General features: G+C 67.8%; 13 protein-coding genes and 1 pseudogene. 8 read left to right on the forward strand and 6 right to left on the reverse strand.

Going from position 1 to position 16271, the window contains the following annotated elements:
- Positions 1–141: 141 nt before the first annotated feature.
- Together ABNK63_RS12010 and ABNK63_RS12015 are read left to right on the forward strand one after the other, a co-directional pair.
- A pseudogene (locus ABNK63_RS12010) lies at positions 142–1011 on the forward strand (bifunctional enoyl-CoA hydratase/phosphate acetyltransferase); the annotation flags it as partial.
- Positions 1008–2201 (forward strand): acetate/propionate family kinase, encoded by a 1194-nt coding sequence (locus tag ABNK63_RS12015; protein ID WP_350015752.1) that lies wholly within the window; start codon positions 1008–1010, stop codon positions 2199–2201. The pseudogene ABNK63_RS12010 and the gene ABNK63_RS12015, both read left to right, overlap by 4 nt.
- A 14-nt stretch (positions 2202–2215) precedes the next feature.
- On the opposite strand, the gene ABNK63_RS12020 is transcribed toward ABNK63_RS12015, so the two are convergent.
- Positions 2216–4615 (reverse strand): phosphoketolase family protein, encoded by a 2400-nt coding sequence (locus ABNK63_RS12020; protein WP_350015753.1) that lies wholly within the window; start codon positions 4613–4615, stop codon positions 2216–2218.
- A 180-nt stretch (positions 4616–4795) separates the two neighbouring features.
- On the opposite strand from ABNK63_RS12020, the gene ABNK63_RS12025 reads away from it, so the two are divergent.
- The gene (locus tag ABNK63_RS12025) at positions 4796–6082 is read left to right on the forward strand and encodes a divalent metal cation transporter (RefSeq protein ID WP_007807818.1); all 1287 of its coding nucleotides are present in this window, start codon (positions 4796–4798) and stop codon (positions 6080–6082) included.
- 64 nt (positions 6083–6146) lie between these two features.
- Here ABNK63_RS12025 and ABNK63_RS12030 read toward each other — a convergent pair whose 3' ends face one another.
- From ABNK63_RS12030 to ABNK63_RS12050, 5 genes are read right to left on the reverse strand one after another with little or no spacing between them, the layout of a single operon-like run.
- Positions 6147–6587 (reverse strand): OsmC family protein, encoded by a 441-nt coding sequence (locus ABNK63_RS12030; RefSeq protein ID WP_350015754.1) that lies wholly within the window; start codon positions 6585–6587, stop codon positions 6147–6149.
- Between the two features lie 31 nt (positions 6588–6618).
- On the reverse strand, positions 6619–7998 hold the full coding sequence (locus ABNK63_RS12035) for an ATP-binding protein (RefSeq protein ID WP_007807813.1): 1380 nt from the start codon (positions 7996–7998) through the stop codon (positions 6619–6621).
- Positions 7995–8669 (reverse strand): response regulator transcription factor, encoded by a 675-nt coding sequence (locus ABNK63_RS12040; protein WP_350015755.1) that lies wholly within the window; start codon positions 8667–8669, stop codon positions 7995–7997. Before ABNK63_RS12040 ends, ABNK63_RS12035 begins: the two co-directional genes overlap by 4 nt.
- Positions 8670–8673: 4 nt before the next feature.
- On the reverse strand, positions 8674–9270 hold the full coding sequence (locus tag ABNK63_RS12045; protein ID WP_350015756.1) for a cytochrome b/b6 domain-containing protein: 597 nt from the start codon (positions 9268–9270) through the stop codon (positions 8674–8676).
- 29 nt (positions 9271–9299) lie between these two features.
- Entirely contained in the window at positions 9300–9572 is a 273-nt protein-coding gene (locus tag ABNK63_RS12050) for a PepSY domain-containing protein (RefSeq protein ID WP_350015757.1), read from the reverse strand.
- 164 nt (positions 9573–9736) lie between these two features.
- On the opposite strand from ABNK63_RS12050, the gene ABNK63_RS12055 reads away from it, so the two are divergent.
- From ABNK63_RS12055 to ABNK63_RS12075, 5 genes are all read left to right on the forward strand, one after another.
- Positions 9737–11128, forward strand: a complete 1392-nt coding sequence (locus tag ABNK63_RS12055) for an MBL fold metallo-hydrolase (protein WP_350015758.1) — start codon at positions 9737–9739, stop codon at positions 11126–11128.
- Between the two features lie 155 nt (positions 11129–11283).
- Positions 11284–12048, forward strand: coding sequence for a cyclic nucleotide-binding domain-containing protein (locus ABNK63_RS12060; RefSeq protein WP_350015759.1), 765 nt, complete (start codon positions 11284–11286; stop codon positions 12046–12048).
- Positions 12049–12197: 149 nt separating this feature from the next.
- On the forward strand, positions 12198–12767 hold the full coding sequence (locus ABNK63_RS12065) for a GNAT family N-acetyltransferase (protein ID WP_007807803.1): 570 nt from the start codon (positions 12198–12200) through the stop codon (positions 12765–12767).
- Positions 12768–12792: 25 nt separating this feature from the next.
- Positions 12793–13641 carry a universal stress protein gene (locus ABNK63_RS12070; RefSeq protein ID WP_350015760.1) on the forward strand — a complete coding sequence of 283 codons (849 nt, stop codon included), beginning with the start codon at positions 12793–12795 and terminating at the stop codon, positions 13639–13641.
- Between the two features lie 279 nt (positions 13642–13920).
- Positions 13921–16203, forward strand: coding sequence for a nitric-oxide reductase large subunit (locus tag ABNK63_RS12075; RefSeq protein WP_350015761.1), 2283 nt, complete (start codon positions 13921–13923; stop codon positions 16201–16203).
- Positions 16204–16271: the final 68 nt, after the last annotated feature.

A 16271-nucleotide genomic window follows, 5' to 3' on the forward strand; every position in this document is an offset into this window, starting at 1 on the left:
GCCACAGGCGATATCTTCACCCACGCCGGCCCGCCCCCATCCACCTCACGCCGGCCCAGCGAAGGCCACGCCATGACCACGACGCCAGCCCACACCACCATCGGAGAACCGCTGCTGGAGCGCGCGGGGCAGCTGGGTGCCGTGCGCATGGCGGTGGTCCATCCTTGCGATGCCACCAGCCTGGCCGCCGCGCTGGATGCCCGGCGCTGCGGACTGATCGAGCCGGTGCTGGTGGCGCCACGCCACAAGCTTGAGCAGGTCGCGAAAGACGGCGCGCTCGACCTGGCCGGCATTCCCATCGAAGACGTGCCCCACAGCCACGCGGCGGCGGACCGGGCGGTGGCGCTGGCTGCCAGCGGACACGTCGACGCGCTGATGAAAGGCAGCCTGCATACCGACGAATTGATGGCCGCGGTGGTGGCCGCCACCTCCGGCCTGCGAACGGCGCGGCGCATCTCGCACTGCTACCTGATGCAAACGCCGGCCTACCCCCGTCCGTTCATCATCACCGATGGCGCGATCAACATCGCACCGACGCTGGAAGACAAGGCCGACATCGTGCGCAATGCGATCGACCTGGCGCACATCCTGGGCGTGGCCACGCCGCGCGTGGCGATCCTGGCCGCGGTGGAGACGATCAACCCGCGCATGCAAGCCACGCTGGACGCGGCCGCGCTGTGCAAGATGGCCGATCGCGGCCAGATCACCGGCGCGATCCTGGACGGCCCACTGGCCTTCGACAACGCGATCTCCGCCGCCGCCGCGAAGATCAAGGGCATCGCCTCGGACGTGGCCGGCCGCGCCGACATCCTGCTGGTGCCCGACCTGGAAAGCGGCAACATGCTGGCCAAGCAACTGGAATACCTCGGCGGCGCCACCAGCGCGGCGGTGGTGGTGGGTGCGCGCGTGCCGATCGTGCTGACCAGCCGCGCCGACCCGCGCGAATCGCGCATCGCCTCCTGCGCGCTGGCCGTGCTGATCGCCCACCACTACCGGCACTCACCGCCATGACCGACGCCACCGGCCGCCCGCTGATCCTGGTGCTGAACTGCGGCTCCTCCAGCATCAAGTTCGCGCTGTTCGACGCCAGCCACACGCCGCTGTCGCGCACGCCGCACTGGAGCGGCGCGATCGAGGGCATCACCGGCGCCACGCCGGTGTTCAGCGCGATCGACGCCGCTGCCGGGCCGCTGACACTGGACGCCGGGCAGCCGTACCTGTCGGCCCTGACGTTGCTGCGCCAACGCATCGTGGATCGCCTGGAAGATAGCCGGATCGTGGCGGTCGCTCATCGTGTCGTGCATGGCGGCAGCAAGTATTTCGAGCCGACGCGGGTCGACGCCGAGGTGCTGGCCGATCTGAAGAGCTACGTCCCGCTGGCGCCGTTGCACCAACCCTTTGCGCTGGAAGCGATCGCCGCGCTGCTGGATGAACAGCCGCAGCTGCCGCAGGTCGCCTGCTTCGACACGGCCTTCCACCAGAGCATGCCCACCGTGGAAAAAATGCTGCCGCTGCCACGCTCGGCCTGGCAGCAGGGCTTGCGGCGCTACGGCTTCCACGGCCTTTCGTATGCCTACGTGGCGCAGGCCCTGGGCGAGCGCTACGGCGTGGTCGCGCGCGGCCGCACGATCGTGGCGCACCTGGGCAGCGGCGCCAGCCTGTGCGCGTTGCAGGATCTGCGCAGTGTCGCCACCACCATGGGCTTCTCCGCGCTGGATGGATTGATGATGGGCACGCGTTGCGGCGCGCTCGACCCCGGCGCGGTGATCTACCTGATGGAGATCCGCAAACTGTCGCTCGAACAGGTGGCGCGGATGCTGTACCACGAGTCCGGCCTGCTCGGCGTTTCCGGCATCTCGTCCGATCCGCGCGTGTTGTTGCAGCATGAGGACGACGCACGCGCACGCGAAGCGCTGGAGCTGTACGTGCGCAGCGCGGTGCGCGAAGTGGGCGCACTGGCGGCGGCGCTGAATGGCCTGGACATGCTGGCCTTCACCGCCGGCGTCGGCGAGCACAACGCGGTGATCCGCGAACGCATCTGCGCCGGCCTGGGTTTTCTCGACATCGCGCTGGACCCATCGGCGAATGCCACCCATGCCCCCGTGATCTCCAGCGCGGCCAGCAAGGTGCGCGTGGTGGTGGAACCCACCAACGAGGAATGGGTGGCCGCCAGCGCTGCCGCCACGCTCATTCGCCATTGAAGCACGGCACGGCCTTACGCCAGCATGCCTGCGGTCTCCGCGCTCCACGCCCAGTTGCGGATCTCCGGCAAGTCCTCGCCGTTCTCGTCGATGTACCGCTTGTGCTCGACCAGCTTGTCCAGCAGCTTCTGCTTGAGGTAGATGCCGCGCTCGCCTGCCCGCGGCACCCGGTTGATCACGTCGATCACCAGATGGAAACGGTCGAGCTGGTTGAGCACCGTCATGTCGAACGCGGTGGTGATGGTGCCCTCCTCCCGGTAGCCGTGCACGTGCAGGTTGTCGTGGTTGGCGCGCCGGTAGGTCAGGCGGTGGATCAGTGTCGGGTAGCCGTGGAAGGCGAAGATCACCGGCGTGTCGCGGGTGAACAACTGGTCGAAGTCGTCATCGTCCAGGCCATGCGGATGTTCACTGGGCGACTGCAGCTTCATCAGGTCGACCACGTTGACCACGCGCACCTTCAGCTCCGGCAGGTAACGGCGCAGGATCGACACCGCGGCCAGCGTTTCCAGCGTGGGCACGTCACCGGCGCAGGCCATCACCACGTCCGGCTCATCGTGCTGATCGCTGCTGGCCCACGGCCACAGGCCGATGCCCTGGCTGCAATGGCTCGCCGCCGCATCCATCGCCAGCCATTGCGGCGCCGGATGCTTGCCCGCGACCACCACGTTGACGTAGTGCCGGCTGCGCAGGCAATGGTCCATCACCGACAACAGGCAGTTCGCATCCGGCGGCAGGTACACCCGCACGATGCTGGCCTTCTTGTTGATCACGTGGTCGATGAAACCCGGATCCTGGTGGGTGAAACCGTTGTGGTCCTGTCGCCACACATGCGACGCCAGCAGGTAATTCAGCGAGGCGATCTTGCGCCGCCACGGAATCGCCGCGGTCATCTTCAACCACTTCGCGTGCTGGTTGAACATGGCATCGACGATATGGATGAATGCCTCGTAGCAGTTGAACAGGCCATGGCGCCCGGTCAGCAGATAGCCTTCCAGCCAGCCTTCGCACTGGTGCTCGCTGAGCATCTCCACCACCCGCCCGCTCGGGGCGAGAAACTCGTCGCCCGGCAAGGTGGTGGCCTGCCATTGCCGATCGGTGACCTCGAACGCCGCGCCCAGGCCGTTGGACAGCGTCTCGTCCGGCCCGAACATGCGGAAGTTGCGCTGCTCGGCATTGCCCCGGATCACGTCGCGCAGGAACGGCCCGAGCACCCGCGTGTCCCCGATGCCGGGCACGCCGGGGATCGGCACGTCGACGGCGTAGTCGCGGAAATCCGGCATGTTCAGATCGCGCAACAGCAGGCCACCGTTGCTGTGCGGGTTCGCGCTCATGCGACGCGCCCCGGCCGGCGCCAGTGCGGCCCACTCCGCGCGGAAACGGCCTTCCTCGTCGAACAGTTCTTCCGGCCGATAGCTGCGCAGCCACGCCTCGAGCTGCGCCAGGTGTTCCGGCGGGCTCGTCGACGAGATCGACAACGGCACCTGGTGGGCGCGGAACGTGCCTTCGTTTGGCCGTCCGTCGACCACGGCCGGGCCGGTCCAGCCCTTGGGCGAATCGAGCACGATCATCGGCCAGCGCGGCCGGGTGGTGACGCCGCCTTCGCGGGCGTCGCGCTGGATCTGGCGGATCTGCGCCACCACGGCGTCCAGCGTCGCGGCCATCGCCTGGTGCATGGCCGCTGGTTCGCTGCCCACCACGAAATGCGGCGTCCAGCCGTAGCCGCGCAACAGCTGCTCCAGCTCGTCATGGCCGATGCGTGCCAGCACGGTGGGATTGGCGATCTTGTAGCCGTTCAGATGCAGGATCGGCAGCACGGCGCCATCGCCCACCGGGTCGAGAAACTTGTTCGAGTGCCACGCCGTGGCCAGCGGCCCCGTCTCCGCCTCGCCATCGCCCACGACACAGGCGGCGATCAAGCCGGGGTTGTCGAAGACGGCGCCGAACGCATGGCTGAGCGAGTAGCCGAGTTCGCCGCCCTCGTGCATCGAGCCCGGGCACTCCGGCGAGGCATGGCTGGCTATGCCTCCCGGGAACGAGAACTGCTTGAACAGCCGCTGCAAGCCGGCCTCGTCCCGGCCGATCTGCGGATAGACCTCGCTGTAGGTGCCGTCGAGGTAGGCATTGGCCACCACGGCGGGCCCGCCATGGCCGGGCCCGGAGAGGTAGAGCATGTCCAGATCGTGTTGCCTGATCACCCGGTTCAGGTGCGCGTAGATGAAGTTCTGCCCCGGTGTGGTGCCCCAGTGGCCAAGCAACATGCGCTTGATGTGCGCCGGGGCCAGCGGTTCGCGCAGCAGCGGATTCGCGCGCAGGTAAATCTGCCCGACCGAGAGGTAGTTCGCCGCGCGCCACCACGCATCGATGCCCCGCAACGATCCGGCATCGGCCGGCGGACAATCCAGGTGGGTCGCCATCGACAGTCTCCCCGGCGGGCTGGAAGCCCGGTATGCCCGCAGTATGTACCCGTATCCGTGAATTCCGATGCTGCACATTGCCGCATGTCGTGCAACCGCACCGACTCCCGACCACACTTGGGCAGCGGGCACTGACCTGCGACACCGGCCCAGTCGGCAACCACTCCACCGGAAACACCCATGACCGTGCGCAGGAACACCGAAGATGGCGGTACCGAAAGGCCGGTGTGGGCCAACCTGAGCGCAGGCCTGGTCACCGGCGCGGCCGACGACGACCCCAGCGGGATAGCCACCTACTCGCAGGTGGGGGCCGCATTCGGCTACGGCATGCTGTGGTGCGTCGTGCTGACCATGCCGCTGATGATCGCGATCCAGGCGGTCAGCGCCGGCATCGGCCGCGTCACCGGCCACGGCCTGATGGACGGCATGCGCAAGCACTATCCGCATCCGCTGGTCTACGCGTTGACGGCCTCGCTGGTGTTCGCCAACGTGATCAACCTGGCGGCCGACATCGGTGCCATGGGCGCCGCGCTGCAACTGCTGATCGGCGGACCGGCGCTGCTCTACGCGGCGGGTTTCGCGCTGTTGTCGCTGGTGCTGCAGGTGTTCATACCGTTCACCCGTTACGCCCCGATCCTGAAGTTGCTCACCCTCAGCCTGTTTGCCTACGTGGCCACCGTGCTGGTGATCGGCGTGCCGTGGCTGGCCGTACTGAAGAGCCTGGTGCTGCCGCCTATCCGCTGGAATGCGCAATACGCGGTCGGCCTGGTCGCCCTGCTCGGCACCACCATCAGCCCCTATCTGTTCTGCTGGCAGGCGGCGCAGGAGGTCGAGGAAATGACCTCCAGCAAACGCCGCAAGCCGCTGCGCCGCGCGCCGAAGCAGGCGCCGAGCGCCCTGCGCCGCATCGGCATCGACACCACGGTCGGCATGATCTTCTCCAACCTGATTGCCTTCTTCATCATCCTCACCGCCGCGATCGTGCTGCACGCACACGGCAAGGTCGACATCCAGACCTCCGCCGAAGCGGCCGCGGCACTGCGGCCACTGGCTGGCGACCTGGCCTTCGCGCTGTTCGCCGCCGGGATCATCGGCACCGGCCTGCTGGCCGTGCCGGTACTGGCCGGCGCCACCGCCTATGCCGCCGCCGGCGCCTTCGGTCAGCGCAGCGGGCTGGAATACAAGCCGCAGAACGCCCGTTTTTTCTACACCGTGCTGATCGTCGCCAGCCTCGCCGGCATCGCGCTGAACCTGACGCCGCTGGACCCGATCAAGGCCTTGTACTGGAGCGCGGTGGTCAACGGCGTCACCGCCGTGCCATTGATGGTCGTGATGATGCTGATGGGCTCGCGGCGCAAGGTCATGGGCAAGTTCACCATGCCCTGGCCGCTGAAGATCTTCGGCTGGCTGGCTACCGCGGCCATGGCGACGGCGGCCGTGGTGATGTTCGTCAGCTGGGGACAGTGAAGGCGCGGCGGCCCGGCCTTCGACGAGCCCGACCGCAGGGTGGCTCCCGATGCGACGATGCCATTCAGCCGTCGGCCCTCCTCCCATCCGCTCGCCGCAGCACGCCGGAAAGACGCGTGCCCGGCGCCACCGTGTTGAACACCGTGCCGAACTTGCGCACGTTGTCGTGCAACAGGGCCAGGCGCTGCTCGCTCTCGTCGCTGTCCACCAGGATCTCGTAGTCGATCGATTCCAGCCGCGGCGGCACGTCCTGGCGCACGCCATGCACGCGCACCTCGACCCCGCGCCACTGGAACTTCAGGATCGGCGTGACCCGCTCGATGCTCTTGATCATGCAGGCCGACAGGGCGGCCAGCAGCAATTCGGCGGGGTTGAACGCATCGAGGCGACCGGCCAGATCGGTATCCAGCGACAGTTCGGCATGCTTGCAGCGGGCAACGCTGCCGTGGGCATCGGTGCGATGGGCAATGACCTGGAAGCTCAGCTTGCCAGCGGTTTCGGTCATGGGAGTTCTCCAGAATGAGACGGCCGATGGATCAAGCGTAGCCGGGCGCATGCGCCGCGTCGGTCGCGACGCGCGGCAGGCTGAAACTCACTTGCGCGCCACCCAGCGCGGAGCGACCGAAGGCCAGCTCGCCGTGATGCAGGCGGGCGATCGCCTGGGCGATCGACAGGCCCAGCCCGCTGCCTTCACCGATGCTGCCTTCGGGGCGATGGAAGCGCTCGCCCAGCCGCGCCACGGCCGCGTCGGCGAAGCCGCTGCCGCTGTCGTTCACCTCCAGTGTCACCTGTTCGTCGCGCCCGCCGACGCGCACGTTCACCTGGCCGTGGTCGGGTACGTGGCGCAGCGCGTTGTCGAGCAGGTTCTGCACCAGGATGTCGAGCAGGCTGCGGCTGCCCAGCACGAAGTCGTTGCCGTCGTGGTCCAGCGACAGCTCGATGGAACGCGCCGCCGCGCGCTCGCTGGCGTCGCGCAGGGCGGCTTCGGCCACGCTCACCAGACGCAACGGGCCGGCGTCGTCCAGCTCGGCCAGTTTCTCGACCCGCGCCAGCATCAGCAGCTGGGCCACCAGTCGCTGCATGCGGTCCAGCGCCGCCTGCGCGCGCTGCAGGTGCTGCGCGCGCACGGGCACATCGTCGCCGCGCCCGGCCAGGTCCAGTTCCAGCCGCAGCGCCGCCAGCGGGTGGCGCAGTTCGTGCGCGGCGTCGGCGGTGAAGCGGCGTTCGTGTTCCAGGCTGCGCCGCAGGCGATCGACCAGTTGGTCGATCGCCTCGGTGAACGGCGCCAGCTCGACCGGCACCCGCGCGTCGGTGAGCGAGGCGGCGGCCGGATCGGTGCCGGCGGAGAGGCTGCGCGCCAGCTGGCGCAGCGGTTTCAGCCCGCTGCGCAAACCGGCAAACACGATCGGCGGCACCAGCACCAGCAGCGCGAGCAAGGCCAGCAGCGCCGGCGCCAGCAGCTTGCGCAGCAGTTCGTCGCGCTCGTCCAGCGGCGCGCCGACCTGGACCCAGTACCGATGCCGCGCATCCCAGCGCTGGAACACCCGCCAGCGCCGGTCGTCGTGCACGATCGAATGGAAGTGCGCATCACCCGGGTCGAAGCGCAGCAGCGGCAGTTCGGCGCTCTCGACCAGCAGTTCGCCGCGCGCATCGCGCAGCACGATGGCCGGTCGCTGGGCGGTATCGTCCGAGCCGAGCAGCGGCTTGTCCGGCAGGCGCACCGTACCGACGCGGGCGACCTCGTCCGGCATCACCGCGAACACGCTGGCGGCGGTGCGCACCAGCATCTGGTCGAAGATCTCGTCGACCTCGTGCAGGCTGCGCCAGGCCAGCCAGCCGGCGGCGGCACACCACACCAGCACGATGCCGGCCAGCAGCCGCAGCACCAGCCGCCGGTTGAGCGAGGGGCGGATCACGCGGCAACTCCGCCGGGCGGATTGATGGCGTAGCCGATACCGCGCAAGGTGCGAATCCAGCCTGGTCCCAGCTTGTGGCGCAGGTGATGGATGTGCACTTCCACCGCGTTGCTGGCCACTTCGCGGTCCCAGCCGTACAACGCGTCCTCCAGTTGCTCGCGGGAATACGCACGCCCGGGATGGCGCACCAGCATTTCCAGCAACGCGTACTCGCGCGCGGTCAGCTCCAGCGGCGCATCGGCAAGCGTGGCGCTGCGCGCGGCCGGGGTGACTTCCAGCGCGCCCACGCGGATCGCCGGCTCGACCTGGCCGTCGGCCCGCCGCAGCAAGGCGCGCAGGCGGGCGGCCAGTTCGTCCAGGTGCACCGGCTTGACCACGTAATCGTCGGCGCCGGCGTCCAGCCCGGCGACGCGGTCGGCCAGTTCGTCGCGGGCGGTCAGCAGCAGTACCGGGGTGGCGTCCTGGCGCCGGCGCATGCCGGCGATGATCGCCGGGCCGCTGCTGCGCGGCAGGTTCCAGTCCAGTATCGCCGCGGCATACGCGGTGTCGCTCAGGGCGGCGGCCGCCTGGTTGCCGTCGGTGATCCAGTCCACCGCATAGCCGAGCTGGCGCAGGCCGTCGGCCAGCGCCTGCCCCAGTGCCCGGTCGTCTTCGGCTAGCAGGATGCGCATAGCCTCATTCTTCTCGCGTGATCGATCCGCCCACTTGACTTGCAGCAATTGGCGCCGTCTTTTCGCCGCCTGCGGCATCCTGCCCCAGCGCATGCTTGCGGCCGTGGATCATCGCGGCGACCAGGTTCTCGCCGTAATGCACGCTCTCGCCCACCGCGGCCAGCACGTGCAGCACGACCAGCCCCAGCACGGCGTAGGCCAGCGCTTCGTGCAGCTCCTCCAGCCAGGGCGTGCCGAAGTAGGCGTCCGTCGTCTGCAGCCAGCCGGTGACGCCGACCAGCAACACGCCGACCAGCAGCGCCAGGATCATCACGGCGGCCGCCGGGTTGTGCCCGAGCTGTCGTCGCGAGCGCCCGGCCAGCCGCTCGCGCAGATAGTCACGCACCCGGCGCGGGCCGGGCACCCAGTCGGCGAAGCGCGCGTGCCGCGTGCCGACCCAGCCCCACACGAAACGCACCGCGAGCAGGGCCAGCACGGTGTAGCCGATCCCGCGGTGGACCAGCTCGCCGTCCTCGGTGAAGAAGTTGGCGAGGAACAAGCCCGCCAGCGACCAGTGGAACAGGCGGACCAGCGGGTCCCACACTTTGACCATCGCGTTCATGGCTTGTCCTCGCTCGAGTCAGGTGACGATCAACCGCCCTTCTTCCTGACGATGCGGCCGTCGGTGGGATCGAAGTAGATCTCCACGTTCTTGCCCGCCTTGTCCTTGCCGTAGATCTCGTAGCAGTTGCCGCTGACCTGGAACACCTTGATGGTGTAGCCCTGGTCGAGCACCTTCTGCTTCATCGCCGCCTCGGTCAGCCACTGCGCACGCGGCGCGTTGGTGCATTGCGGTGCGGCGAAGGCGGACGCCGACAGGACGGCGGCGGCGAGGAACAACGGTGCGATGACGATGCGCTTCATGGTGTTTCTCCGGTATCGGCATGATTGCCTTGGGTGGCATTGCAACCGGGAAGGCTTACGTGGGTCTTAAGCCCCTTCGACATCCGCGATTGACGTCGGTCAGTACGGTTGCGGCGGCTTCATGGGAAAGTCCGCCGGACTGTGCCATCCGGAGCAAGACCCGCATGATCATCTACAGCTGCCACGGCGCCGCCAAACAGGTCACCGGCTCCTGCCACCTGGTCACCTGCAACGATCGCCGCGTACTGATCGACTGCGGCATGTTCCAGGGCAGCGACGAAGTGGAGCGGGCCAATGCCGAGCCGTTCGGCTTCGACCCGGCCGGCATTGATGCATTGCTGCTGACCCACGCCCACCTCGACCATTGCGGGCGGATCCCGCTGCTGGTGAGCCAGGGCTTTCGTGGTCGCATCATTACCACGGCCGCCACCCGCGAACTGGCGCGGGTGGTGATGCTCGATTCGGCCGGCCTGCAGGAGGAAGAGGCGCGCCGGGCGCAACGCCGCAATCGCCGCGGCGAGGAAGTGACGCCGCCGCTGTACACCCTGGACGAGGCGCTGCACGCGCTGGACTTCTTTGGCCCGGACGTCGGCTACGACGAAACCGTGCCGGTCGTCGAAGGCATCACCGCACGCTTCCTCGATGCCGGCCACATTCTCGGCTCGGCGTCGATCGTGCTGCAGCTCGATGACGGCAAGCGGCAGCGCCGCATGCTGTTCTCCGGCGATCTCGGCAACCCCGGCCGACCGATCCTGCGCGACCCGACACCCGCGCCGCCGGCCGACTACGTGGTGATGGAGAGCACTTACGGCGATCGTCCGCACCGTTCGGTGCCGGACTCGGTGGACGAGATGTACCAGGCCATCCGCGACACGGTGAACCGGCGCGGCAACGTGGTGATCCCCACCTTCGCGCTGGAACGCACCCAGGAAATCCTCTATTACCTGCACCGCGGCATCGCCAGCGGCGCAATTCCGCCGCACGTGCGGGTGTTCCTGGACTCGCCGATGGCGATCTCCGCCACCGAGATCTTCCGCCGCCACCGGGAATGCTTTGACCAGCGCTTCCTGGACGAACTGCAGCACGGCGACCCGTTTGCCATGCCCGGCCTGCACTTCACCCGCGAAACGGCCGAGTCGATGGCGATCAACAACGTCGACGGCGGCGCGATCATCCTGGCCGGCTCGGGCATGTGCAACGGCGGTCGCGTGCGTCACCACCTCAAGCACAACCTGTGGCGCGAGCGCAGCAGCGTGGTGTTCGTCGGCTATGCCGCGGAAGGCACGCTGGCGCGGCGGATCATCGACGGGGCCGCCAGCGTGCGCGTGTTCAACGAGGAGATCCCGGTGCGCGCGCAGGTGTGGACGATCAACGGCTTCTCCGCCCACGCCGACCGGCCCTCGCTGCTGGCCTGGCTGGGTGATGCACCGCGGCGCGAGGTGTTCCTGGTGCACGGCGAATACGGCCGCGGCATGCAAGCCATGCAGGACGTGCTGACCGGGCAAGGCGTGAACTGCCAGCTGCCCGGCCTGCACGAACCGATCAGGATCGACTGAACCTGACGCAGGCGGATCGACAGATCCGGCACTTGCGGTGCTGGCCTGCCCGCGGGCGGCCGGGTGAGGCGGCCGTGCCGCATGTTATGGTGCGTGCAGACTCCGCACCGGCGCGGCGCCCAACCGGGTTCACCGCAGGTGCCACCGAGGAAACGATGGCCGACGAATCCGCCGTGCTCGACCTGAGCCAGCTGCGCCGCAGCTGTTCGTCCTGCGCCTTGAGCGACCTGTGCCTGCCCGCCGGCATTGGCGGCGATGACCTCGAGAAGCTGGACATGACGATCCGCGACAAGCGCATGCTCGATCGCGGCGGTGCGCTGTATCGCGACGGCGACCCCTTCCACGCGCTCTACGTGGTGCGTTCGGGTTCACTGAAGACCTTCGTGCAGGATGACACCGGCGCGGTGCAGATCCTGGGCTTCCACCTGCCCGGCGACATCGTCGGCTTCGACGCGCTGGCCACGGACCGGCATGTCAGCCAGGCCGAGGCGCTGGAGCGCAGCAGCATCTGCGAGCTGCCGTATGACCGCCTGCAACAGGTCACCAGCGAGGTGCCGGCGCTGCATCGACAGCTGATGCGGGTGGTCAGCCGCGAGGTGGTCGAGGAACACCGGCACATGGTTGTGATGGGACGGCAGCAGGCACAGGAGCAACTGGCGATTTTCCTGAAGAGCCTGTCCGACCGCTACCAGCGCCTGCAGCGCGACGGCAGCATGCTCACCCTGTCAATGTCGCGCTACGACATCGCCAACTACCTTGGCCTGGTGGTCGAGACGGTCAGCCGCCTGTTCTCGCGACTCGAGGAAATGGGCGTGCTGGAGGTCAACCGCAAAGCGGTGACCATCCGTCGACCGGACCTGCTCGCCGAGCTCTGCCGCAGCAGTTCCACCTCGCCGTCGAGACAACGCGACAACGGCTGAGCCCGCCATCGCCTTCCTGCCTGATTGACCTGGATCAAGTCGAGCCACTCCGGGCCGGCGTAGAACAGTACGCAGCGAAAAGCCGTGCCGCGATGGCCGCCCCTCCCGGCATGGGAATCGATCACGATTCATCCACTGCGGGAACGACCATGTCCACCAGCCACTCCGATCACGGCGCCTCTTCGGGCACACCCTTCGGTGCCATCGAAGGCACCCACTGGATCGACACGCTGAACGACGGCAGCGCGGTACTGATACGCCCGTTGCGTCCCGACGATCGCCAGCGCGAGAAGGATTTCATCCATCGCCTGTCCGAACAGGCCTGCCGCTTCCGCTTCATGGGAAGCCTGAAGGAAGCCAGCCCCGCCCTGCTCGACCAGCTGATGGACATCGACGAGCGGAACCGGATGGCCTTCATCGCGCTCGCCCACGACAACGGCGAGTTGCGCGAAGTCGGCATCAGCCGCTACAGCGCCAGCGGCGATGCGGGGCAATGCGAATGCGCGGTGACCGTGGCCGACGACTGGCGCCATCGCGGCCTGGCCGTGCTGCTGATGAGGCGGCTGATCGAGGTCGCGCGCAAGAACGGCTTTCGCAAGATGTTTTCGACCGACGCCGCGGAGAACGAGCCGATGCGCGAACTGGCCGACCACCTCGGCTTCCAGCGCCGGCGCGACCCGGATGACGCCACCCAGGTCATCCACACGCTCGATCTTTGAACGCCACCAAATCGACACGGCCGCCATGACAAGCACCGAACAGACACCGGACGTCAAGCGTCCGGGCGACATCCTCGCGCTGGCGACTTCGACCAGTCCATGGAGCCCGGCGGTCGTCGCCGGCGCCGCCATTGCCAGGCGCTGGGGCAGCAACCTGACCGGCTGCTACCTGGACCCTGCATTGCGAAAACTCACCGGCAGCGAAGCGGACAGCGAACCCAGCGTACTGGGCCTGCTGCTCGAACCGCGAGCCGAATTCGCTGACGAGCGGGCGGCCTTCGAATCCTTCGCCCGCCGATCCGGCATCAGCAACGCCGACTGGATTGTCGCCCGGATGGGCCTCGCCCACAGCCTGCGCTGGCTCGGCGCACGACACGACCTGGCGGTGATCGAGCGCGACATGGTGCCGGCATCCGGCCTGCTCGACGTCCTCGGCGAGGCGATCCTGTCCTGCCAACTGCCGTGCCTGATCCTGCCCCCGCGGCTCGATCGGGAAATCCGCTTCGAACGCATCGTGATCGGCTGCAACGGCAGCGTCGAGGCGATCCGCTCGATCCATGCCGCGCTGCCGTTTCTCAGGGTGGCGCGGCAGGTCACCCTGGTCGACGGCGACATGCGCAATGGCGATGAAGGACGACCGCACTTTGACCCCTTCATCTACCTGTTGCGCCATGGCGTCACCCCACGACCCAACTACATTCGCGCCTCTTCCGCGATGGCCGGTGAAATCCTGCTGAAGGAAGTGGAGAACATCGACGCGGACCTGCTGGTGATGGGCGCCTACGGCCATTCGCGCGTGCGCGAACGCGTCTTTGGCGGGGCCACCCGACGCGTGCTGGAGGAAGCCGTCGTCCCGGTACTGATGCAGCACTAGACGCACACGCGATGCCCGGGCCGAAAGCCGGTGCGCCCCCTTCTGGCGCAGTGGGGTCCGCGGACATCGGCTGTCCTGCCGGCCCCGCATCAATCGTCCCTGCCGACCGGCACCACCGGGAGCGCGCAACGCGTTCCCTTGATCGCGTCATGACCATCCCGTGACCCGGATTGCGGCCGCGACAATTCGCCCGGGCAGCTGACGTGGTCGCTTGACCTGCATCAACAACAGCGACAACCGCCTCGACCAGCATGCGCGCATCTTTCAGGGAGATGCACCATGAGTACCACCCGAAAACTCTGGCTGGGGCTGGCGGCGTTGCTCGTCGCCTCCTTCGCCGTGCTGCTGTGGGTCGGCAAGGAGGTCCACCAGCAGGCGCCACCGCTGCCCACCGCCGTCGTCACCGCAGACGGCCAGACGCTGTACACCAAGGGCGACATGGAGGAAGGCCGGCAGGTCTGGCAGAGCATCGGCGGCCAGCAGCTGGGCTCGATCTGGGGCCATGGCGCCTTGCTGGCACCGGACTGGAGCGCGGACTGGCTGCATCGCGAGAGCATGGCGATGCTTGAACTGCTTTCCCGCGACGCCGGCCTGGGCCCCTACGACACGCTGACCGCGCAACAGCAGGCGCCGCTGAAGGCTCGCGTGCAGGAAGAGCTGCGCACCAATACCTGGGACGCGGCCAGCAACACCATCACCGTCTCGGCATTGCGCGCCCGCGCCATGGAAGCGGTGGCGGCGCACTACATGAGCCTGCTCGGCAACGACCCGGCCACGCACAAGCTGCGCGAAGGCTACGCCATGCGCGAGAACACCGTGGCCGAGATGGAGCACCGGCGCGAGGTCACCGCGTTCTTCTGGTGGACCAGCTGGGCGGCCGCCACCCAGCGCCCGAACGAGCCGATGAGCTATACGCAGAACTGGCCGTACGAGCCGCTGGCCGGCAACACGCCGACCTCGACCAGCTTCCTGTGGTCGGTCTTCAGCATCCTGTTCATGATCTTCGGCATCGGCCTGCTCGGCTGGCACCACGCCCGCCAGGTCAGCCACGAACCGCTGCCGATCGTTCCGGCGCGCGATCCGCTGACCGAGTTCAAGGCCACGCCGTCGATGAAGGCCACCGGCAAATATTTCTGGACCGTGCTGGGCCTGTTCCTCGCACAAATCCTGCTGGGCGCCACCACGGCGCACTACCAGGTGGAAGGCCAGCAAGCCTATGGTTTCGCGCTGGCCAACTACCTGCCGTACAGCCTCACCCGCACCTGGCATACCGAACTGGCGGTGCTGTGGATCGCCACCGCGTGGCTGGCCACGGGCTTGTACATCGCGCCGCTGATCTCCGGACATGAACCGAAATTCCAGCGCCTCGGGGTGAACTTCCTGTGGGTCTGCCTGCTGGTCATCGTGGTCGGTTCGTTCGCCGGCCAATGGTTTGCGGTGATGGACAAGATGGGCCTGAAGTACAACTTCTGGTTCGGCCACCAGGGCTGGGAATACACCGACCTCGGCCGCTTCTGGCAGATCTTCCTGTTCATCGGCCTGATGCTGTGGCTGTTCCTGGTCGGTCGCGCGTTGTGGCCGGCAATGGATCGCAACAAGGAAGGCGCCTCGATCGTGGGTCTGCTGTTCCTGTCCACCGTGGCGATCGGCCTGCTCTACGGCGCCGGCCTGATGTGGGGCGAGCACACCCACATCGCGATGGTCGAGTACTGGCGCTGGTGGGTGGTGCACCTGTGGGTGGAAGGCTTCTTCGAAGTGTTCGCCACTGCAGTGATCAGCTATCTGTTCGTCCGCCTGGGCCTGCTGCGCGTCACCACGGCAACTACCAACGTGCTGTTTGCCACCATCGTGTTCATGGCCGGCGGCGTGCTCGGCACGCTGCACCACCTGTACTTCAGCGGCACCACCACGGCGGTGATCGCGCTGGGCGCCAGCTTCTCGGCACTGGAAGTGGTGCCGCTGGCCCTGATCGGCATGGAAGCGTACGAGACCTGGAAGAAGCAGCACGAGGCGCCGTGGATGGCGCGCTACCGCTGGCCGATCATGTTCTTCGTGGCGGTGAGCTTCTGGAACCTGGTCGGTGCCGGCCTGCTCGGCTTCCTGGTGAACACGCCGATCGCGCTGTACTACATGCAGGGCCTGAACCTCACCGCCACGCACGGCCACACCGCCCTGTTCGGCGTGTACGGCATGCTGGGCCTGGGCCTGATGCTGTTCTGCCTGCGCGGCATCAGGCCGGACGCCGAGTGGCGCGAAGGCTGGCTGAAGAGCGCGTTCTGGCTGCTCAACATCGGCCTTTCGCTGATGGCTGCGCTGACCCTGCTGCCGCTGGGCATCCTGCAGCTGAAGGCGGTGCTGGAACACGGCTACTGGTTCGCCCGCTCGGCCGAGTTCATGGATCGCCCGCTGATCCACATGCTGGTGTGGATGCGCGTGCCCGGCGACTCCCTGTTTGCCCTCGGCGCGCTGCTGATCTCGGTCTTCGTCGCGGCACTGTGGCTTGCGCCAAAACGTCGCAGCGCCACGCTGCCGCTGGGCAAGCGCCAGACCGAAGGCGTCTGATGCGGCGCTGACATGACCCACATCAGGGCGCGCCGCAAGGCGCGCCCTGATGCTTGCAGCCATCCAGA

The organism is Rhodanobacter sp. IGA1.0, from assembly GCF_040208325.1.
Classification (GTDB): domain Bacteria; phylum Pseudomonadota; class Gammaproteobacteria; order Xanthomonadales; family Rhodanobacteraceae; genus Rhodanobacter; species Rhodanobacter spathiphylli.